Here is a 22,662-nt window from a genome sequence, read left to right as displayed (position 1 = left end):
ACAAATATATAAGATTTAAAGAATGTAAAAACAGAAAATTAATAATATATTGACCTCTTAATAGTAAGTGCTATAAAATGAAAGCGATAACAAACGATTGCTTTAAAATGATTTCCTTGATCTTTTAGTATTTACAAATATATGAAGGCAAAAACAAATCTATTTTTTTAAGCAGTAATGCAAACGTTTTCGTATTAAAAGATCATTGAAATACATACGTGAAAGTAGTCAATATGGGGGTGAAGTAAAAGAGATTTTTACATTAATTTAAGCAGTTTAATTTAGTACGAGCATAATAGATAGCTCGTACTATTTAAAGAAAGGGTGTATGTGGTGCAAATGACAAAAAGATTAATTAACAAATCATTTTTATTACTTGCCATAATCGTTATGTTATCATCTGTTTTTTCTTTTCAGAATGTGAGTGCAGTTTCAAATTCGAAAACAACTGAAGTTATCATTCATTACAAAGAGAAATCTGGAAATACAAAAGACTGGAATCTTTGGATGTGGGGAGAAAATGCAAATGGTAATTCATATGAATTTACTGGTGAAGATGAATTTGGAAAGTACGCAAAAATTAAAATAGAAGGTGACCATAATCGTGTAGGCTTTATCATTCGTACGAATGAGTGGGAAAAAGATGGTGGAGATCGTTGGATTGAAAATATAAAGGACGGTCGTGCTGAAGTATGGATTCTTTCGGGTGATGAAAAAGTATATGACTCTAAGCCTTCTTCGGATCTCTCAATTCAAAAAGCTACTATTGATAGTTTTAATGAAATTACTGTAACGACTAATGTTCCGTTTAATATTAAGGAACAGAAAATTGAAATTGAGGGCATTAAAATTAAGAATATTAGTCCGGATGATATAAACAGTGGAGATATTACTAATAAGGTTAAAATAATTACGGAACAGAAAATTGATTTAAAACAGACATACAAAGTTAAAATAGAAAACTTAGCTAATACGAATACTGAAATTGGCAAAGTCATTCGTAGCGAGGAATTTGATAATTTATTTTATTACGGTGGTAATGATTTAGGGAATACATATACCCCGCAATATACAAAGTTCCGTGTATGGGCTCCTACTGCGAATGAAGCGAAGTTAGTTACATATAAAAAATGGAACGATAAAGTAGGTACTGAAATAAACATGCAACAAGGTGAAAAGGGAACTTGGAAAGCAGAACTTAAAGGGAACCAAAAAGGTCTCTTTTATACGTATAAGGTAAAAATTGGTGATAAGTGGACTGAAGCAGTTGACCCTTATGTGCGTGCTGCTTCTGTAAATGGCGATAAAGGGGCAGTCGTTGATTTAAAAGAAACAAATCCGAAAAACTGGAAAGCAAACAAAAAACCGAAATTTAAAGATCCGGAAGATGCAATTATTTATGAATTGCATGTACGTGATCTTTCCATTCAACCTGAAAGTGGTATTAAGCAAAAAGGAAAATATTTAGGTGTAACAGAAAAAGGAACAAAAGGGCCTGAAGGTGTAAAAACAGGACTTGATCATATGAAAGATCTTGGTGTTACTCATGTTCAGTTTTTACCGGTATTTGATTATGCTTCAGTAAATGAAGAGAATTTAAATGAACCACAGTATAACTGGGGATATGACCCGAAAAATTTCAATGTCCCAGAGGGCTCCTATTCTACAAATCCTTTTGAGCCAACCGTTCGAATAACTGAATTAAAGAAAATGATTCAAACATTGCATGATAATAATCTTCGTGTTGTGATGGACGTAGTATATAACCATATGTATAATGCCGCTGAATCAAATTTTCATAAGTTAGTTCCAGGTTACTATTATCGTTACAATGAAGACGGAACATTAGCAAATGGAACTGGAGTAGGGAATGATACCGCTTCAGAACGAAAGATGATGAGAAAATTCATGGTAGATTCCGTCACATACTGGGCAAAAGAATACAATTTAGATGGGTTCCGTTTTGATTTAATGGGTATTCATGATTATGAAACGATGAATGAGATACGTAAAAACGTTAATCAAATTGATCCTTCTATTATTCTACATGGAGAAGGCTGGGATTTAAATACACCACTTGTAGCTGAGTTAAAAGCAAATCAAAAAAATGCAGAGAAAATGAAAGGGATTGCTCATTTTAACGATAATATACGTGATGGATTGAAAGGTAGTGTATTTGAGGAGAAAGAAAATGGTTTTGTAAATGGAAAGGAAAACATGGAAGACCGTATTAAAAAAGGTATTACGGCAGGTAGTGACTATGATACAAATACGTCTACTTATCAAGATCCGGAGCAGGTGCTAACTTATGTGGAAGCACATGATAATCATACATTATGGGACAAATTTGAGTTGACTAATCCAGGTGACAGTGAAGAAGTGCGAAAACAAATGCACAAATTGTCTTCTTCGATTTTATTAACATCACAAGGTATTCCATTCTTACATGCAGGACAAGAGTTTATGCGCACAAAATATGGTGATCATAATAGTTACAAATCTCCTGATTCAATTAACCAGATGGACTGGTTACGCCGTGCAGCATTTAATAATGAAGTAGAGTATATGAAGGGTTTAATAGATTTACGCAAAAAATACCCAGCTTTTCGTATGACATCTGCAGAGCAAATTAAAAAGCATATAGCTTTTATCGATGTTCCAAAAAATGTTGTGGCTTATTCAATAAATGGAAAGAGCAATGGGAATAAAAACGAATACTTTATGGTGGCTCACAATGCAAATAGAGAAGCCGTTGACATAACGCTTCCATCGAAAGGTCCTTGGAAAGTACTAGTAGATGGTAAGCAGGCAGGTAATAAAACACTTTATGTTGTCCATGATAATAAAATTAAAGTTCCTGCATTAAGTTCATTAGTTTTAAAAACAGAGAAACCAATCAAATAAAAGCAAATAATGTGGAAGTATATATTGAATTGAGTAAATTAAATAAGGATTGTAAATGCAAAAAGCGAAGTGACAGTTATTTTCACTTCGCTTTTAAAGTTAAAGTAATATAATTTCACATACTGTAATTATATTACAATTTAATAACGGAAATAGACAAGAGATTATTGCTATTGTAACAGTAGGAGGAGAAGATATCTTTGTATTTATTAATAAAATTATGTGAAGCACACTCTTAATTTATATAATTTTTATTATATATTCGAACATCTAACGGGCTAGATGTTCGAGTTGTATTAATTCCTACAAATCGTTTGAAAAATAGCAAAGATGCAAAAGTATATGGAATTAAAATAGAGAAAGACACCTTAAATGGTGTCTTTTCTCTATTTTAAATACGATATGTTAGTAACTCACTTGTATGTAAAAGTAAGTTGCATTTTTACACTAACTTCAAAAGAAAAATATTAAATTTATTACTTAATCTATATGTAATAAATCTCATTAGAAATTTTTATCGCTATAACAAATAAAACTTTCTCAATATTATTGTGTTTAATAACTATATCCATCTGCTTTCCAATCCATTACAATAATTTCACATTGGAAATACATGAAAATTCTCAATGTTCTAAATGGTTTATACCTTATAGGATTACTATGGGAAAGGATGTGAAATGTCTAATAAAAAATCATTTTTTATGATGAAATAAAAAAATTTAATGAAGAAAAAGTTATTTTATTATTCTCAAGCTTCGTTGAAGTACATGTATTTATAATCACTATGAGACAAGGGGCAGAATCTAAAGATTATTTTTGTAGATTAGAAAATTGTATTTTAAAAATAAGTAAAACATTTATGGAGGGTTATATGAGCGAGCAAATTTATTACTGGTCTCCTATTAAGCATTGGGAGAAATTGCATAATCAAATTTTGATAGGGGAAACAAGATTTACAGGCGTTCTGTCTGAGTGGTTTCCTGAGTTTTATTTTTTGACTCAAAAAGGTGTGAAAATTAGTGAACTAGTAGAGCACTTTTCGTTAGGAAATGTAGAAGAGACACAAAAAACAATAGAGCTTATGATAAAAAACCGTGTGTTAGTAAGTAACATATTACCCCCAAGAGAAGTATTTGCCACACAAGAAAAGATTTTTCCGAATCCATATAGCAACCAGATTCGCTTTTCTAAAGAAGATTTAGATAAGTATATGAGTGAACAATTGAATCGAACGCACCATGCTGTGCGGTCAACCGAAATTCAACTTGAAACAACAAATGAGCTACCCACTATAATCAAGGAACGTAGGTCTTGTCGCCAATTTGATATGAAAAAACATATTAGTTTTTTAGAATTTTCCCAATTCATATCAACTCTAAAACAGGTTAGGAAAGAAAATATATACTATCATTACGCAAGTGCAGGCGGACTCTACCCTATTGATATCTTTGTTTATATAAAACCAAAACGTATAGAAGGTATGAAAGCTGGGTTTTATTATTATAACCCATCAAAAAACTGTCTTGTGATTGTAAATAATATTGATCAAGTAATCAAAAGTGATCATGAGTTAATTAACCAAGATTTATTTACTCAGTCTGCCTTTTCAGTTTATTTGGTTTATAATGCGAACGCTTCCATCCCGAAATACGGTTCAGATGGATATTTATTTGCTTGTATTGAGTCTGGTATTATCACTGCTACCTTAAATATGGTGGCTGAGACATTGAATTTAGGCGTTTGTTCAGTTGGTCATATGAAATTTGAAGAGATCCAGCAGTTTTTATGTTTGGATAACCATCAAGTATTTCTCCATGGGCTTGAAATTGGTTTGAAAATTAACGAATAGATGAAATGAATATTAGGGGGATAAAGATAAAAATGCACATTAAAGATCGAAGTTCGATTCATGAAAATAAAGGAGTAGAGGCGTTTTGGAAGGAGCAGTTATCTTCCGAGGTTCTCGATTTTTCTTTATTTAATAGCGGTTACCAACTAAATAAAGAAAATCCTTGCGAGCACGTTCAAGTCATAATGAATGTAGAGTTTAGTAAAAGTATACAAAAAATAATTAAGTCTCAAGATTTATTATTATTTAGCTGGTTACAGGCCGCGTTAAGGATTTGTTTGGCACACTATACAGATCAAGAAAGGATTACTATTGGTATTCCTGTAATTGAAAAGAATATTGAACAAAGCGAGAATCTTAATAAATTGATTCCTTTAGGAAGTGAAATCCATCCGCATCACAGCTTTAAACAAGTAGTAAATCAGATTGAACAAACGACTTTATTCGGGTATGGCAATCAGAGTTATCCACTCTCTGAATTATTAGCGAAACACCATTTAACTCCTTTTCAAATTGTTATTGGGATGGAAGGATTACATAATAAAAATTCGATAGAAGAATATGCAGAGAATAATTTAGCCATCTGGATACAAAGAAAATGGAATGAAATACATAATGAATTTGAAATTCAAATTTCTTTCAATTCTCACTCATTCTCTTCTTTGCAACAGTTTGCAAATTCATATCTTTATGTTTTAAAGCAAGTGTCAACAAATTCGAATTTGGCTGTGAAAGATATTTGTATCATTTCAGAAGAAGAGAAAGAGTTGCTAGAAGAATTGAATCAAGGTCAGGCGGACATAGAATTGTCTCAATCATTTCAAGATTTGTTTGAGGAGCAAGTGTTAAAAACCCCAGATCAAATTGCTGTTGTTTGTAATGATCAATCTTTGACATATAGAGAATTGAATAAGAAAGCAAATCAATTGGCTTCTATTCTTCAAAGTAAAGGTGTTTCGAAAGAAAGTATTATTGGGGTTATGGTAGATCGTTCATTGGAAATGATCATTGGCATGGTGGGGATTTTAAAAGCAGGAGCAGCGTATTTACCAATCGATCCTAACTATCCAAATGAACGAATTGAATATATGTTACAAGATAGTCAAGCGAAATGTTTACTGAGCAAGCGAACAGAAGTAGAATTGCCGCAATTTGCGGGTGAAGTGCTGTATCTTGATGAGGAATATCTCTTCCAAGGTGAGGAAAGTAATTTAGTTCGAGAAAGTTATCCTAATGATTTAGCTTATGTTATTTACACATCGGGATCGACAGGGAATCCAAAAGGGGTAATGGTAGAACAGAAATCTCTTGTCCATTTTTTAAGTGTAATGAGAGAAAAAGTAAAAGATAATCAGTCATTCTTGTTTCTTGCTAGTGTATCTTTTGATATCTCCTTGTTAGAAATATGTCTGCCTTTAACACAAGGTTCGAAAGTAATTATTGCTACAGAGGATCAGTTCGCAACAAAAGAATTAGCTTATTTGGTCAAAGAACATAAGGTGGATTTATGGGAATCAACGCCATCGCGAATGGAAGTGATTTTGAGTGATCCAGAAGGGGCAAATTTTCTAAAAGATTTAAAATCTATTTTGTTAGCAGGAGAAGCATTTTCCATTGATTTGGTTGAAAAAATTCGATGCATCAGTGAAGCGACAATTTTAAATATTTATGGTCCTACAGAAACAACCATTTGTGCAACAGTAAAGGATTTGAGCTCTGCCAAAGAAGTTACGATTGGAAGTCCCAACCCGAATTATCATTCCTATATATTGAATAAGTATGGTCAATTAAAACCATTTGGAATTCCGGGTGAACTCTGCATTGGTGGCGTGGCGGTAGCACGAGGATATCTTGGGAAATCTAAACTGACAGATGAAAAGTTTGTACCGAGTCCTTTTACAGCAGGAGAAATGATGTATCATACGGGTGATCTCGTTCGTTGGTTGCCTAATGGAGAACTTGAATATCTAGGTCGAATGGATCATCAAGTGAAAATTCGGGGATATCGGATTGAATTAAGAGAAATCGAAAGCCAGTTAAGGGAATATCCAGAAATAAACCAAGCTATCGTTGTTGATCAAGTATATGGAAATAGGAAATTATTAGCTGTGTACTATGTATCGGATAATAAGGTCTCTTTTGATGAAATCAGAAAATATTTAAGTGATAAATTACCTGAGTTTATGATTCCTGAAAAAATGATTCAGGTGGAAGAGATTCCGTTGAATCCAAATGGGAAAGTAGATAGGAAAAGGTTATTAGAGATAACACAAACAGATTATGTATCAATTCCATACGTTGCCCCGCGCAATGAAATTGAACAAAAATTGGTGCATGCATGGGAAAAAGTTATGGAGATTGAGGGAATCGGTATTCATGATAATTTTTTTGCTTTAAAAGGAGAATCGATTAAAGCACTTCAGGTAATTAATTTATTAAGAAAAGACTGCTTAAAAATAAGTACAACAGATTTTTTTAAGCATCCCACGATTGCTCAACTTAGTAATTGTGTAAAGTTAGAGCATAAAACGGAAAACTTTGAAAATAGACTAACCCATGTTAAAGATTTGTCTAAGCCATTTCCCTTAACAGAGGTTCAGACAGCGTACATGTTAGGACGGAATTCACAGTTTGAATTAAGTGGTATTTCACCTCAAACTTATTTTGAATATGAAACAGAATTGAATATCAATCGTCTTTCAAAAAGTTTTCAAAAGGTAATTCAACGTCATCCGATGTTACGAGCTGTAATTTTACCAGAGGGAGAACAGCAAATATTAAAAAGCGTTCCTGATTACGAGATTGAAATAGTGAGCCTCATAGATTTAGATGATAGGAATCAAAATGCTCGCTTACAAGAAGAACGTTCTCGAATGACTAATCATGTATTTCCTTTAGGGCAATGGCCTTTGTTTGAATTAAAAGCCTTTCTTTTAAAAGAAGACACGTATTTATTATGTTTTCGATACGATGCTTTATTAATGGACGGAGCAAGCATGAACATCGTTGGACAGGATTTGTTTCATTATTATTATAAACCAGAGCAAAGGTTAGAACCTCTATCTTTTGATTTTCAAGATTACATGTTTATCTATGATGAACTGGAACAAAGTACAGAATATAAAACAGCAAAAGATTATTGGACAAGTAAGCTTCCTGACTTTCCGTTTGCGCCTTCTTTGCTGTTAAAAAAGGATCCGGCAGAGATTGCTACTCCTAAGTTCCAATCACTTACTAAGATCCTGGATAATGAAATATGGAAAAAGCTACGAAAGTTAGCACAAGAGAAAGAAGTAACTCCTTCGGCTCTGCTTTGTACAATATATGGTGATGTATTGGCATATTGGAGTAATCAACGTCGATTGGCAATTAATTTGACTGTATTTAACCGTTATCCTGTTCATGAAGAAGTAGAGCAAATTGTGGGAGATTTCACTTCACTCATCTTGTTGGATGTTGATGTGAATCCAGATCAAACTTTCTTTACTAGAGTAAAAGAAACGCAATCTACTTTATTAGATGGTCTCGAACATCGCCATTACGATGGAGTTAATTTCATTCGAGATTTTACTCGATATCATCAAATGACGCCAAAAGCAGTTATGCCAATTGTTTTCACCTCGATGCTAGCAGGTGCGGGGGCTTTTGCTTGGGAACAGCTTGGTTCACTTCGCCATATTCATGCTCGGACTCCACAAGTGTATTTGGATAATGTGGTAATTGAAAAAAATGGAAAGTTATTAATTAGCTGGAACTATGTTGAAGAATTGTTTGATGTTGATGTGATAGAAGCGATGTTTCACCAATTTGTTGACTTATTGGAACAATTAGTGAAACAAAGTGACGTAACATCTTTGCAGATGAAAGAGTCAGACCATGCTTTAATTGAGCAATACAATGAGACAACAGAAAAAATACCGTCGACTACTTTATATCAATTATTTACAGACCAAGTAAAACGTACACCGGATGAAGTAGCAGTAGTTTTTGAACAAGACTACTTAACATACTCGGAGCTTCATAAGCGCTCCAATCAAGTTGCGCACTTTTTAAAAGAACAAGGAATTGGTCTAGGTGACAAAGTTGGTCTTTTAGCACAAAGACGAGTTGACACAATTGCTAATATGATAGGTATTTTAAAAGCAGGTGCCGCTTATGTTCCAATTGATCCCGACCATCCTTCAGATCGCCAAACATATATTTTAGAAAATAGCTCATGCAAACTTGTATTAGAATCTAGTCTTTATGCAGAAAACCACTTGTCATTATATACAACAAAAGATATGCCTGCTATTGCTGGTCCGGAAGATCTTGCCTATATTATCTACACTTCAGGAAGTACAGGAAAACCGAAAGGAGTAATTATTACTCACCAAGCCGTTACAAATACCATTCAAGATATTAATCAAAAATATCAGGTAAATGAAGATGATCGTATTATTGGTATTTCTTCTATGTGTTTTGACTTATCTGTATACGATATTTTCGGAACGTTAAGCACAGGTGCAATGTTGGTAATGATTCGTGACCCAAGAGACATGCAAGAATTAATCCGTACTGTCGAACGTAGAGGAATTACAATTTGGAATACAGTACCTGCAATTATGGATTTGGCATTAGATCAAGTAGGTTCTCATTTTGAACATTCTTCCTTGCGTTTAGTTTTACATAGTGGAGATTGGATTCCACTTTCTTTACCAGAAAAAATAAAACGACATTTTCCGATTGCGGAAGTAGTTTCACTCGGAGGAGCAACAGAAGCATCGATTTGGTCAATTTATTATCCAGTCAAACAGGTGGGATCGAATTGGAAGAGTATTCCATATGGGATACCTTTGGCAAACCAAACGTATTATGTGTTGAACTATGAAAAGAAAATGTGCCCTGTTGGTGTAATTGGAGATTTATATATCGGGGGAATGGGCCTTGCTAAAGGATATTTAAATGATGAACAGAAAACAAATGAAGCATTTGTATCACATTCTGATTTTGGTCTTATTTACAAGACAGGAGACTGTGGAAAAATGCATCCTGAGGGATATATTGAATTTTTAGGCCGCCAAGATTATCAAGTTAAAATTCAAGGATATCGAGTAGAGTTAGAAGAAATCGCCCATTGTCTTCTCACTTACAAACAAGTCGAACATGCAGTAGTGATTGATCAGACAGATGAGTATGGTATAAAATTTTTAGTCGCATATGTGGTAACTGAGCAAAATATTAGCACAACAGAACTACGAAAGCATTTGCGAGATCACTTGCCAGATTACATGATTCCTTCTTATTTTGTTTATTTGGAACAATTGCCCTTGACTCCAAACGGGAAATTAGATAGAAAAGCGCTCCCTACTCCGGAGAAACAAACAAATGAAGTATTTATTGCTCCAAAAACTGAAATGGAAAAAATATTAACTAGTGTTTGGCAAGAAGTACTCAAAGTAGATCGTATTGGAGTAAATGATCATTTCTTTGCCTTAGGTGGAGATTCGATAAAAGCGATTCAAGTTTCCGTCAGACTGTATAGACAAGGATTTGAGCTAGAGCCAAAAAATTTATTTTCATTTCCTATATTAGGAGACATGGTTCAATTCGTTAAAAAGCTTGATCATCTTCCAAATTCGCAAACAAGTGATGTAAACAAAATGAACGATAATAAAGTTACATCACTAAATGTTAAAGATAAACAACTTAATCAACATACACTTATCAAAATACAAGAAAAAATGCCAGAAATAAAAATAGAACGTATTTACCCATTGGCACCTTTCCAGGAAGTTATTTATGAACATGCTGCGACTGAACCTGATACAAATGCATATTTCGAACAAACAATTTGGGCACTTGAGGGGGAGCTGGATATTAATCTCTTTATTCAGTGTTTCCAACAATTAGTTGATCGTCATGATTCTTTAAGGACGATAATTGTGCAAGATGAACAAGCACAACCTTGGCAAGCTGTTCTACACGATATTCAAATGATTTCAGAGATAAAAAACTTGATTGAGATGACGAAACAAGAACAGCAAGAATTCCTAGACCAGTGGATGAATGAAAATTTAAGTCAAGGATTCAAAAAAGATGAACTCATGACCCGTCTCTGTATATTCCAACTAGGAAATAACGAGCATAAGGTGGTTTGGAGTTCCCATCATCTATTATGTGATGGTTGGAGCGTCAGCATTTTGATAGACGAATTATTCCAGCTCTATGAAACAATAAATGCGGGAACTACGGCAGAGTTACCTATGGTGAAACCTTTTGAGACATTCATAGATTGGACTGTAGCACGAGATCATGAGAAAGCACGTCATTTTTGGCGGGATTATTTATCAGGATACAATCGAAAAATTAGTATTCCTAAACAGAAAGTATCAACTCAAAGTGAAGGGTTAAATTTCACATTTATGGATTTAATATTAGATAAGGATTTGACTAATCAGTTACAGACATTTGTAACTAAAAACAATATAACTATGAATTCGGCATTACTAGCTGTATGGGGAATATTGCTTGGCAAATACAACGGAATGAGAGAAGTAGTACTACCTAATCTAGTATCAGTCAGACCTCCCGAAGTAGAAGGGATTGAAAATATGTTCGGTCTGTTCACAAATGTTTTGCCTATCCGACTAGCATGGACAGAAACGCAATCTTTTGTGGACTTCCTGCAAAAAGTACAACTAGAAACATTGAAATGTAATGAGTATGCATACTATTCATTTGTTGATATACAAAAACAAAGTGAATTAAAAACTGAGTTGACTGACCATCTTTGGGTTTTTGAAAACTATCCGACTAACTCAGCTATCTTTTCTTCAAATGAAAACAGAAATTTTGCCATCACAGATTACGAAGTTGTTGATGAGCCTCATGTAAAGTATGGAATTATGTGTTTCCCTGAAGAGAAACTTACAATAAAGTTTGGATATGATCAATCCGTATATGAAGCGGAGAAAATACAGGAAATATTGAATCACATCCATCAGTTAATCAACAGGATTCTTCAAAATCCAATACAGGCAATCGGTGATTACAAATTATAAAAAATGAAAAGGCGAGCAAGAACTCGCCTTTTTAAATAGAATAGGAGTAAACCAAATGACAAAAAACTTGCAGTTATCAGCCGAAGAGATGCGTCAGTTAGGATATCAAGCGGTGGACTTGATTGTTGATCATATGAATCATTTAAAAAGTAAACCAGTTTCGGAAACGATTGATAGTAATATTTTTAGAGACAAGCTAATTGAAACGATTCCAGAAAACGGATCCAATCCAAAAGAGTTACTTCATTTTCTTAATAACAATGTGTTTAATCAAATTACTCATGTGGATCATCCTCATTTTATGGCTTTTGTGCCAGGTCCTAATAATTATGTTGGTGTAGTAGCAGATTTTTTAGCAAGTGGGTTTAATGTATTTCCTACAGCTTGGATAGTAGGTGCAGGTGCTGAACAAATTGAATTAACGACAATCAACTGGTTAAAATCAATGCTAGGATTCCCTGATTCAGCTGAAGGGCTATTTGTCAGTGGTGGTTCCATGGCTAATTTGACGGCACTTACTGTAGCGAGACAGGTCAAGCTGAATAATGACATAGAAAATGCCGTTGTGTATTTTTCTAACCAAACTCATTTTTCTGTAGATCGAGCACTTAAAGTATTAGGTTTTAAACATCATCAAATTTGCCGAATTGAAACAGATGAAGATTTAAGAATTTCAGTTAGTACTTTAAGAAAGCAAATAAAAGAAGATCGATTAAAAGGGAAAAAACCATTTTGTGTTATTGCTAATGCAGGGACAACGAATTGCGGAGCGGTGGACTCCCTCGATGAATTGGCTGATCTATGTGGTGATGAAGATGTATGGCTACACGCGGATGGTGCTTATGGGGCTGCAGCAATTCTCAGTGAAAAAGGAAGGGAGTTGTTAAGAGGAATTCATCGTGCTGATTCTTTGACGTTAGACCCGCATAAATGGCTTTTTCAGCCTTATGATGTTGGTTGTGTACTTATTCGAAATAGCCAATATTTAAGTGAAACGTTCCGTATGATCCCAGAGTATATTAAGGATACGGAAACTAATATAGAAGAAAAAGTGAATTTTGGGGAGCGTGGAATTGAACTTTCTCGTAGATTTAGGGCATTAAAGGTATGGCTTTCTTTTAAAGCATTTGGAGTCACAGCTTTTCGTGAGGCAATTGATCATGGTATTATGTTGGCTGAACAAGTTGAAGAGTTTTTAAGGAAAGAAAAAGATTGGGAAGTAGTAACACCTGCCCAATTAGGAATTGTTACTTTTCGTTATATTCCTTGTAAGCGAACGTCTACAGAAACAATTCATGAAATAAACAAAAAACTGGTGGAAGAAATTAATCAAAGAGGATTTGCTATGCTAAGTACGACTAAATTAAAAGAAAAAGTAGTAATTCGACTTTGCTCTATCAACCCGAGGACAACATTAGAAGAAATACTTCAAATCATGATGAGCATTAAGGCGTTGGCAGAGGAAATAAACACATCGCCTAAACATCTTATATCTGTTTCTCAACCTTGATATATTAGGTGAATTTTACATATTAATAGCCGATTCTAAATGAGAATCGGCTATTATACTATTTACGAGTGTTTTTCTAGTAAAGGGATTAGGCCTCAACCTTAGATACTCTTTTGAAACCAGTCTTTACTGCTTGTACCATTTCGTTCACAGCGTAAATAGATACATCAGCATTTGGATTTAATCCTTCAAACCAGTGATAGGAATTTGGATATAAATGAAATTCGACATCAACACCAGCTTGCGCTAGTTTGCTTACATAGGTCAATGTTTCACTACGGAATGGATCTAATTGACCAACAAATGTATAAGTATATGGCAAATCACTATAATCCTCTGCTCGAGAAGGTGCTGCATAGGCAGGGATATGATCCGCTCCATACATTTTTCCTAAATACATTTTCCAACCAGCTTCATTTGCCTTTTGATTCCAAACAAATCCCTCTTTAATTTCATTGGCTGAAGGTGTATTATTTCGATCATCAATCATTGGATAGAGTGGCATTTGTAAACAAATCGAAGGATATTTTCGATCTCGGGCTAATAATGATAATGCTGCTGTTAGTCCACCTCCAGCGCTTACTCCTGCAACCCCAATTCGATTCGAATCAATGTTTAATGACTCTGCATTATCAGCAATCCATTTTAAAGCTGAATAACAATCTTCAATTGGTGCTGGGTAAGGATGTTCAGGAGCTAAGCGGTAGTCTACAGATACGACCACACAGCCAGCTTCTTTTGCAAACCTCATACAAGTATCATCGTTATCATCTATAGACCCTAAGATATAACCACCACCATGTATCCATAATAAGACAGGTAAAGATTCATGATTTGATTTTGGGCGATAAATTCTTAATGGTAACGAATTAGCATCTGGTCCAACAATGACTTCATCTGTTAACGAAAGGGAGTCATCAACAACGGTAGGTGGTCTCATTTGAGCTATTCCTTCTCTGATTGCTTGCAAGTTTTCCGGGCGTAAATCGAGATCTGGAAACATCTCTAACCCTTGTAATAACTCTGGATTTACTCTTGTTTTCATTTTAGCACCTCTATTTGTAATTGTTTTCAAATAAATGAAGTGTGTTCTAAGTAGTTTAATTGTGAAAGAACATCACAATTAAATTGTAAATTGGATATGCGATAACAGTCAACAGAATATTCAGAAATTAAAACCTTTCTCAAGAAGGAGTTTCACGCAACCAATAATACAAGTAGTGGATTTAGGAGCAAAGTGTTTTCATATCGTTGTATTTATGTACACTTAGTTTTCTAATTAAACCAAGTGATAATCCTTTTTATTTTAATGACATATTGCAAGTGATACCTATTCGAATTCATACTCGGAAAGAATTAATACATTTTCATTCCTTAATATATAATTCAGGGAAATACTCATGGGCAGGCATTAATATAGGAGAACAGTATAAAATAACTGTTTAAAAAAATTCCTTTTATTTGGCTAGAAAAGGAGTAGATTCTTTTTTCTTATCTAGACTCATGAAGAAGTATGAAAATCAGAATTTATAATTCAAAAGCCAGCTTAAAGTAATTGCAATAATTACTTTGGATAGTAATCTTAAAAAAATAAAAAAAAGAGAAGAACTCACCAAGGTTCTTCTCTTTTTTTTATGTAATTAGGGTTTCCATAACTGTAGATATGGATGGTGTAAATTAATGGATGAATAATTTACTCTTAAAATTATAACAGAACAATTAAAGATTTTTATATGTAATATTGCATATAAAAGGTCAACAACAATAATTTCTTTTTATAAAAATAAGCCACTGGTGAAAATGATGAGTAACCCTTTTCCATATGAAATGAACTTGGTATAAAATGAAAGATTACAAGTATAAGATTCTATACTTAGTAATCCCTCACTTTAAGGTATGTCTTTGGGGAAGTTTTGGGAGTCCAATCGATTCTGAATAAAATTGATAGTATCAGATGCAATTTTTTTACGTTTAAGGACAATTCCGGCATGCCCACATGTATAAATATATCGCGTAGGTCTTTCCCAGGATTCCCACAAATAGTCCGTATCCTCAGAATGCACATATAGATCGTGCTTGCCTGAAATTAATAAAATATTTTCTTTTTTTACTTTTGGTAATGCTTGACTCGGTTCGGTGATTTTCCAATAAGCTATTAAATCATCATACGTAACACCATGATGTTCCAAGTCTGCTCTAATAAATTTACCTGGATTTGTCTTCCAAATTGAATATGAGAGTCGATTCGCGTAAAAAATGGATGCTAACACATCAATTTCTGGTTCAACAAGAGATGTTAAGTTAGTAATAACTCCACCTAAACTGATTCCTATTAAAATCAAAGGACCATTTTTATTTGCTTTAATCCATTTGATCAAAGTTCGTAAATCAGCTACTCCTTGTCTAGTTGCTTCTACAGTTCGTTCAATATTGGCACTTACCATGTACTCTCCACTGTATAGGGATTGGTTCGGTTTTCTGTCAAAATGATATGGTAAAGTGAAATAATACATATTCCACTTCAAGTTGGTCATATGGTCATGGAATATTTTTTTGACACGTTCGTTAGAATCCATCCTCCAACCGTGAACAAAGATGACATGAGGTGCATCTTCATTTTTATGTAAGAATAATTCCCCAGTGACAGAGTCGTTGCATGAATCACCAGATTGAACCGAGCTTTTATATTTGAATTGCCCAACCATGTATTCCTTTTCTTGTTTTAAATGCTTAATGTTAAAATGAATATGAGATGGTTTTACTTTATAAAAAAATTCTATGTCCTTTATATATAGTGAGGTGTTAGAAAGAGAAGTATACTGAAACTCTACACTTCTTTTTTTGTGCAAATCATACAAGGCGTATCGATCAATGAGTTTTGAAAAAATCAAATTAACCTCCTCCAAAATACATATCGTCTAAAAGATGGACAAAATTTATGCTGTAAATTAATTATAAAATATTCTCTTTTCCTAATAGTAGATGCTTGAATTATAAATCAGATGAGGAATTTGTATATTATATTATAAAGCTATCAATAAAATAAAACTATAAATAATTTTTACTAAAATCTAAAAAGAAAGTTAATATTCTCATTCATAAAAGAGAGCTTTAACTTTCTTATTTTCGTATCAAAAGGTACACCTTTTGAAGTGACGTAATTTATATGAAAGACAATGTGTCAATTTGTATACCTAATACAGTGATATTTACCATAATTTTGAAGAATGTAATTAATTAACCTTACAATACACGTCTTTTTGGTATATAAATAGCTATATTCATTAGAGAAAGAGTTTTAATCCTTCATGAGAATCTTTAAAACCTAATTTCTTATAAAATTGTAAAGCTTCTTGTCGTTCTTTATCTGTTGTTAACTGTACTAAATGACATCCCCGTAATTTAGCACGTTGAATAGCCCATTTAATAAGTTTACTTCCTATACCTTTCCCACGTTTTGATGAGGCTGTCCGTACACCTTCAATTGTAGCTCTCCAGCCCCCTTGACGTGCAATGTAAGGCGTAAATGTAATTTGTTGAATACCAACAATCTCCGTCCCATCACAGGCTACAATCAACTCGTTATTTGGATCACAATCAATAGCGTGAAATGCTCTTATATAACTATCAGGGAGTGGCGTTTCATAGCGCTCTCTTTTATTTCCTAAAACATCATCAGCAAGCATTTTTACAATTTCATCTAAATCATCGGCCGTTGCAATCCTAAATGTTATAGTTTCTGTCACTATTAAAAAACCTCCTTAATATATGCACTTGTTACTTTTATTTTACTTGTTTAAATACAATAGGTTAAATTATAAAATATTATGAGTCTCTATAACTTTTTCTTATAGATAGCATTAAAGCCTAACTTATAAAATTATAAGTTAGGCTTTTTAACACAATATTATTATTAGAAAATCTGACCAACTTCAATAAACCTCCATATTCTTTAATGAATTTTCATATTTAACAAGCACACATATAACCATCCAAATAGGGTGGTTTTTATTTGTTGTATAGAAATTACGTAATAAGCATGGGTTTATATGCTCTCATTCAATGCTATCTAAAGCCATATACCTCCTTGCACATATTCAAAAACGATTACGTTTTTGAATATGTGTTCCGGTTTTTCTTGACCAGGTCAATGAATAACTACACATAAACTCCTTATATCTCTAGATAAACTACTGATTAGCTCCATATAGACTCTAGATAACCTATATAGAATACAAGTTATCAAGGAGGTAAGAAAAAATGAACTTTATGAAACGAGCAATTCTCAGTATGAAAAAAAGAGTAGGAACATCATTAATTTTGATGGCGGTTTTCCTAATTGTTACAAATTTAGTGTTGGCAGGATTTACAATCCAAAATGCATCAAAAAAAGCTGCTGATGCAGCAAGAAAAAAACTCGGTGCAGATGTTACTTTAAGTCTTGATTTTGACAAATTAGGTCAACAAGCTAGGGAAACCGGAGAGATGCCTAATCCGCCAAAGCTTAATACAAAAGAAGCAGATCAATTAGCGAAGTCAAAGTATGTAAAAGACTATAATTACATAACTAACACTTTCGGAATTTCGGATGGACTTAAACTAGTAGGAGCTTCAGAAGGAGAAGAAGAAGGAAAAGGTAAGGCGGGAATGGCGGCTGTACGAGGCGGTTCAAGCTCCGGTACAGAAATAGATATGAATTCTTCTTTTATGATTGAGGGCGTTCGCAAAACTGCATTACAAGAAAGCTTTAAGAATGGAAAAAGTAAAATCATTGATGGGAAACCAATTACAGAACAGATGAAAGATCAGAATGTAGCTTTAATGGAAAAACGATTAGCGGAATTAAACAATTTGAAAGTAGGAGACAAAGTTAAAGTGCAATCAGGGGATAAGAAGGAAACCCTGGAGGTTGAAATTATCGGCATTTACGAAACGAATGAGCAAGCCATGGGTCAACAGGCCCCTCCTATAATGGATCCAGCTAATAAACTATATATGCCGCATTCAACTATGAAAAAATTAGAAGTAGATCAAGGTATAAGTAGCATTCAAGTCGTGTATTTCTTGAAAGATCCACAAAACATTGATGCATTTAAAAAAGAAGCAAAAAAATCTGATATTGATTTTAATTATTATAAATTAGATGCACATGATTCGTTGTACAAACAAATGATTGGTCCTATCGAAAATATCTCTTCTACTTCTCAAATGATTATTTATATTGTATCGATTGCAGGGGCGATTATATTAGGTTTAATCATTATGTTATCGATTAAAGCACGTCGTAAAGAAATGGGGATTCTATTGTCCATTGGAGAGAAAAAGTGGAAACTGATGGCGCAGTTCGTAGTAGAAGTAGTATGTATCGCTATTTTAGCATTTGGATTATCCATAACAACAGGAGCAAAAATTTCTCAATTCATAGGGAATAATTTACTTTCGAGTGAAATTGCTACAGCAGGAGAAGAAACAAACACCTCACAAAATGGAACTGTGATGGTAGCTGGACCTGGTGGAACTGTACAAAATCAAAAAGAGGATCCAATTGATAAAATTAATGTAAGTGTAACAGGAGAAGATGTAGGGAAAATGGGGGGGATTGGACTAGCTATTGCTATATTAGCAACGCTTCTTCCAGCATTATCTATTCTACGCCTGAATCCAAAACAAATTCTTTTAAAAGATGAATAAGGAGGCTCGATATGGAGACGATTTTACAGTTTAAAAACTTAGATTATTATTATGAAAGTAACGGAAAAAAAGTAGCGATACTAGAAAATGTTAACTTTTCTTTTCAAAAAGGACATTTCTACACGATTCTAGGACCATCCGGATCTGGTAAAACCACTACTCTTAGCTTAGGTTGTGGGCTAGATATACCTAAAAATGGTTATGTACTGTTTAATGGAAAGGATATTCGAAAAATTGGTTTGGATCGGTACCGTAATCAAAATGTATCGGTAATTTTCCAATCTTATAATTTGATTACCTATATGACTGCTCTTCAAAATGTCTTAACAGCAATGGAAATTACAGGTGTTAAAGTGCAAAATAAAACGGCAAGAGCGTTAGAATTATTAGAAAAAGTAGGACTTACAGAAGTAGAAGCGAAACGAAATGTTCTGCAACTAAGTGGCGGGCAACAGCAGCGTGTAGCAATCGCTCGAGCGTTATCTTGTAATGTTGATTTACTGATTGCGGATGAGCCGACAGGAAACCTCGACGAAGAAACGGCAATGGATATAATAGAACTGTTTCAAGAACTTGCACATAAAGAAAATAAATGTATTATTGTTGTAACGCACTCACAGGAAGTTGCTAAAAAATCAGATCGTGCAGTTTATTTAAGTAAGAAGAAGTTGGTAGTAAACGAAATTTAATATAAATACCCTAGTTTTTAATTCACATAATTTTCGAAATCAGTTTCTTCAAATGTTTATATTTGATATACAATATAACCAAGCCATAATCAAAATGGTCTCCCTGTATTGAATGTTAATATAGTTTGTTATTCCCTTTTTAACAATTTTTGAAAAAGAACTTGTAGTATATTCTACAGGTTCTTTTTTGTACTCTTTCAATATCAACGGTCTTCAAATGAAATATGAATTTTAACTAAGTCATTCTTTGGAGTAATTATTTATTCGTTACTTTTAAAGCGTCTAACACTATTTTAGTTGCATTTGCAATAAGTTTATCATCGTATTTTGCATCTTCTTTCGCATGATTAGAAAGTATCGCAAGAATAATTGGCTTTTTATTTGGTGGCCAAATGATTGCAATATCATTCCTTGTTCCATAAGACCCAGAGCCAGTCTTATCGGCTACTTCCCATTCTCCTGGAACTCCAGCACGAATTAAGTTGTCCCCCGTAGTATTTCTTTTCATCAAATCTATTAAAAAGTTCCGTTTCTCAATGGAAAGTATATCGCCTAGCGCGTATGCTTGAAGACTAGTAGCTAATGCCTTTGGGGTACTAGTATCACGAGTGTCTCCTGGCTGCACTTCGTTTAATTCTGGTTCAAAACGTTCAGGATTTGTGACAGTATCTCCTATTTCTCTCAGTGATTTTTTGAATTCACTTGGCCCACCTAATTGTTTAAGAATAAGATTTTGTGCAGTATTATCGCTATATCGAATGGAAGCATCCGCAAGCTCTTTCAGAGCCATACCTGTATCTACATATTTTTCAGTAATTGGATTGTAATTCACAAGATCTTTGCTAGTATACTTAATTATTTGATCTAAATCTTCTATTGATGTCTTTTGTAACAGTGCTCCTATAGCAAGGGCTTTGTGGGTAGATGCGTATGCAAACCGTTCATCTGAACGATAAGTAACGGTTTGATTCGTACCTGTGTCCAATGCATAAATACCAAGCTTAGCATCATAATCTTTTTCAAGCTTAACAAAAGATTGATTACTTATATGCTCTTGTTTGGTTTGTTTAGGGGATTCGGATTGAATATTACTATTGGAACAGCCTATAAGCGTTACACATGAAAGTAATACTACAGGGAGCATCTTTTTATAATGTGCAATGTGAAAAAACTTCTTTGAAACTATCATACATTTTCAACCTCTTTCAAGAATATATGGATTTTGTTTAGGTATTTTACATACCGATACAATTAATAAATCTACCAGATAGCACTCCTCATGTGTTTCTTGCATTACAAAATGAGAGTACTACCAAAAGCACCTTTTTATACGTAATAGACAATCTAAGTAACACATTTGTTCCATTTATGATTAAAGTTTTTAATATATCCATTAACTTTGTTTTTAAGCATCGCAAAATCCATTTTTTTGAACTTCACTTAATTTAATATGGATTTAGATTGAATTTTCCTTGTAACGGGAATTTCAATTGGATAGCGCATATATAACAACCTCGTTTCGGATAAAATAAGTAATAACAACTACTGATTTCATTTTAAGTGAGGTGTTATACGATACATACGCCAAAGCAAAAAAGACTTGTGGTGCAAAGTATAACTACATTTAGTCTACTAATAACGACTATCTTTACACCCATGCTTATTTATATTGTTTATGGATTACAGATTTCGAAAGGCTTTGAGGGATACTGGCCATCAATCTTGTTTTATACAACTTATATGACGGGTGTGTTTATCTGGATACCTATTGTGAATAAGGCTGGGATTCACCGCTCCTTATATTGGACTGTTTCTATTCTGATAGTATCATTACTTAGTGTTACTTTCTTTGGATGGAGTTCAAGATGGCTCGAAATAAGTGCGTTAGTTTCTGGTTTTGCAGGTAGTACAATTTCTACCATGACGAGTACTTTATTGTTTCTACATGTGGAAGGCGGGGGAAAGATTTATAATAAAAATCAACAAGCGATTATTATTGGCATCGTTTTTCTTTTACTAATAATCGTATTGTTAGCGATTAGTTTTCTATCGCCGCCGCTGATAACATGCACATATGGGATTTGTTTAATCAGTATCCTTTTTGCTATAAAAAAAATGCCGAGAACAGAGTTAGCCAAAGGGCTTTTACCTATCTCTATCGTATCGGTAGTAGGAAAGTTTCTTTTTGTCTCAATGCTTATTCTTTTGATACGAACAAGTCGTAACATAAATAATGACCAATATATTTTCTGTTTCTTTCTACTCTCTATAGCGCTTATTTGTTTCATGTTTTTGGGTTTGTTGAAAGGAAAGTTCTTTCATAAACTTTCATCTTCTTTACCAATTCGCTTAAAGGCAGAATCATTTTTACTTGGATTAGGAAGTGGATATTTATTTTTGATAGGTATTTTTTATAGTTTTACTTTCTATAACATGTTAATCTGTATTTTCATTGTAGTTGGACCATACCTATTAGGGATTTTGATGTCCATATTTTTAGATATCAAAGCTGCTAAGAAAGTTAATCCAATCCATTTGTTTTTAGTAAGTACTTTAATCATGATATTCGGGTTTTATTCTCCAATATTTATAGTCCTTAGCGTTACATTTGGGAGCTATGCCATTAATAGTATTTCTTCTCAAAATAATTTGAAAGTATATATGGTGGATACTATACATAGAGAGCTTTCTTTACTCATTTACACAACATGGAGAAATGTGGGGAATATATTTTTACAATTTTTTATATTGATTGTGATTGTGGGAGTAGGGGTATTTTACAATGTCGAATGGTCGCAACTTTTCCAAACAATTGTTGGGAAGAGTCAAATGCAGATTGAAGGGTTATCCGTACAACGATTGATGTTTATGTTAGCAATTTGCTGTTGGCTTGGCATGGTGGGCTTAGGTATGTGGATTGGTAAAAAGGCTAATCCCAATAATGCTTAAAAAGTAACTCGAAAAATAACAATACTA

At 33.6% G+C, this 22,662-nt stretch carries 11 protein-coding genes and 1 pseudogene; 8 read left to right on the top strand and 4 right to left on the bottom strand.

Annotation, left to right across the window (positions count from 1 at the left end; translation table 11 throughout):
* The first annotated feature begins 333 nt into the window (after positions 1–333).
* The 5 genes and pseudogenes from pulA to BAU23_RS11895 all read left to right on the top strand — a co-directional run bounded on the left by pulA (position 334) and on the right by BAU23_RS11895 (position 13,306).
* Entirely contained in the window at positions 334–2,904 is a 2,571-nt protein-coding gene (gene pulA, locus BAU23_RS11910) for a type I pullulanase (protein WP_071734509.1), read from the top strand.
* 266 nt (positions 2,905–3,170) lie between these two features.
* Positions 3,171–3,248, top strand: a pseudogene (locus tag BAU23_RS31100) (DM13 domain-containing protein); the annotation flags it as partial.
* A gap of 527 nt (positions 3,249–3,775) precedes the next feature.
* Complete coding sequence (locus BAU23_RS11905; protein WP_071734508.1) at positions 3,776–4,753, top strand: SagB/ThcOx family dehydrogenase; 978 nt, start codon at positions 3,776–3,778, stop codon at positions 4,751–4,753.
* Between the two features lie 32 nt (positions 4,754–4,785).
* Positions 4,786–11,796, top strand: coding sequence for a non-ribosomal peptide synthetase (locus BAU23_RS11900; protein WP_071734507.1), 7,011 nt, complete (start codon positions 4,786–4,788; stop codon positions 11,794–11,796).
* 55 nt (positions 11,797–11,851) lie between these two features.
* Complete coding sequence (locus tag BAU23_RS11895; RefSeq protein ID WP_016129520.1) at positions 11,852–13,306, top strand: pyridoxal phosphate-dependent decarboxylase family protein; 1,455 nt, start codon at positions 11,852–11,854, stop codon at positions 13,304–13,306.
* Positions 13,307–13,394: 88 nt separating this feature from the next.
* Here the strand turns inward: BAU23_RS11895 and BAU23_RS11890 are convergent, their stop codons facing one another.
* The 3 genes from BAU23_RS11890 to BAU23_RS11875 all read right to left on the bottom strand — a co-directional run bounded on the left by BAU23_RS11890 (position 13,395) and on the right by BAU23_RS11875 (position 17,052).
* Positions 13,395–14,351 carry an alpha/beta hydrolase gene (locus tag BAU23_RS11890; RefSeq protein ID WP_016129521.1) on the bottom strand — a complete coding sequence of 319 codons (957 nt, stop codon included), beginning with the start codon at positions 14,349–14,351 and terminating at the stop codon, positions 13,395–13,397.
* Positions 14,352–15,195: 844 nt separating this feature from the next.
* Positions 15,196–16,197 carry an alpha/beta hydrolase gene (locus BAU23_RS11880; RefSeq protein ID WP_071734505.1) on the bottom strand — a complete coding sequence of 334 codons (1,002 nt, stop codon included), beginning with the start codon at positions 16,195–16,197 and terminating at the stop codon, positions 15,196–15,198.
* A gap of 393 nt (positions 16,198–16,590) precedes the next feature.
* A complete protein-coding gene (locus BAU23_RS11875) occupies positions 16,591–17,052 on the bottom strand; it encodes a GNAT family N-acetyltransferase (protein ID WP_016129523.1) in 462 nt (153 codons plus the stop codon).
* A gap of 514 nt (positions 17,053–17,566) precedes the next feature.
* On the opposite strand from BAU23_RS11875, the gene BAU23_RS11870 reads away from it, so the two are divergent.
* Positions 17,567–18,997: an ABC transporter permease gene (locus tag BAU23_RS11870; RefSeq protein ID WP_016129524.1), complete on the top strand. Its 1,431-nt coding sequence runs from the start codon at positions 17,567–17,569 to the stop codon at positions 18,995–18,997.
* Between the two features lie 11 nt (positions 18,998–19,008).
* Complete coding sequence (locus tag BAU23_RS11865; protein ID WP_000447830.1) at positions 19,009–19,686, top strand: ABC transporter ATP-binding protein; 678 nt, start codon at positions 19,009–19,011, stop codon at positions 19,684–19,686.
* Between the two features lie 256 nt (positions 19,687–19,942).
* On the opposite strand, the gene bla is transcribed toward BAU23_RS11865, so the two are convergent.
* Positions 19,943–20,875, bottom strand: a complete 933-nt coding sequence (bla, locus tag BAU23_RS11860; protein WP_071734504.1) for a class A beta-lactamase — start codon at positions 20,873–20,875, stop codon at positions 19,943–19,945.
* A gap of 467 nt (positions 20,876–21,342) precedes the next feature.
* Here bla and BAU23_RS11855 point away from each other — a divergent pair, with 467 nt between their 5' ends.
* On the top strand, positions 21,343–22,635 hold the full coding sequence (locus BAU23_RS11855) for a hypothetical protein (RefSeq protein ID WP_071734558.1): 1,293 nt from the start codon (positions 21,343–21,345) through the stop codon (positions 22,633–22,635).
* The last annotated feature ends 27 nt before the right edge of the window (positions 22,636–22,662 follow it).

The sequence above is a fragment of the Bacillus nitratireducens genome (assembly GCF_001884135.1).
GTDB lineage: Bacteria > Bacillota > Bacilli > Bacillales > Bacillaceae_G > Bacillus_A > Bacillus_A nitratireducens.
Note: the sequence above shows the minus strand (reverse complement) of the source record. Positions and strands in the feature narration are given on the sequence as shown.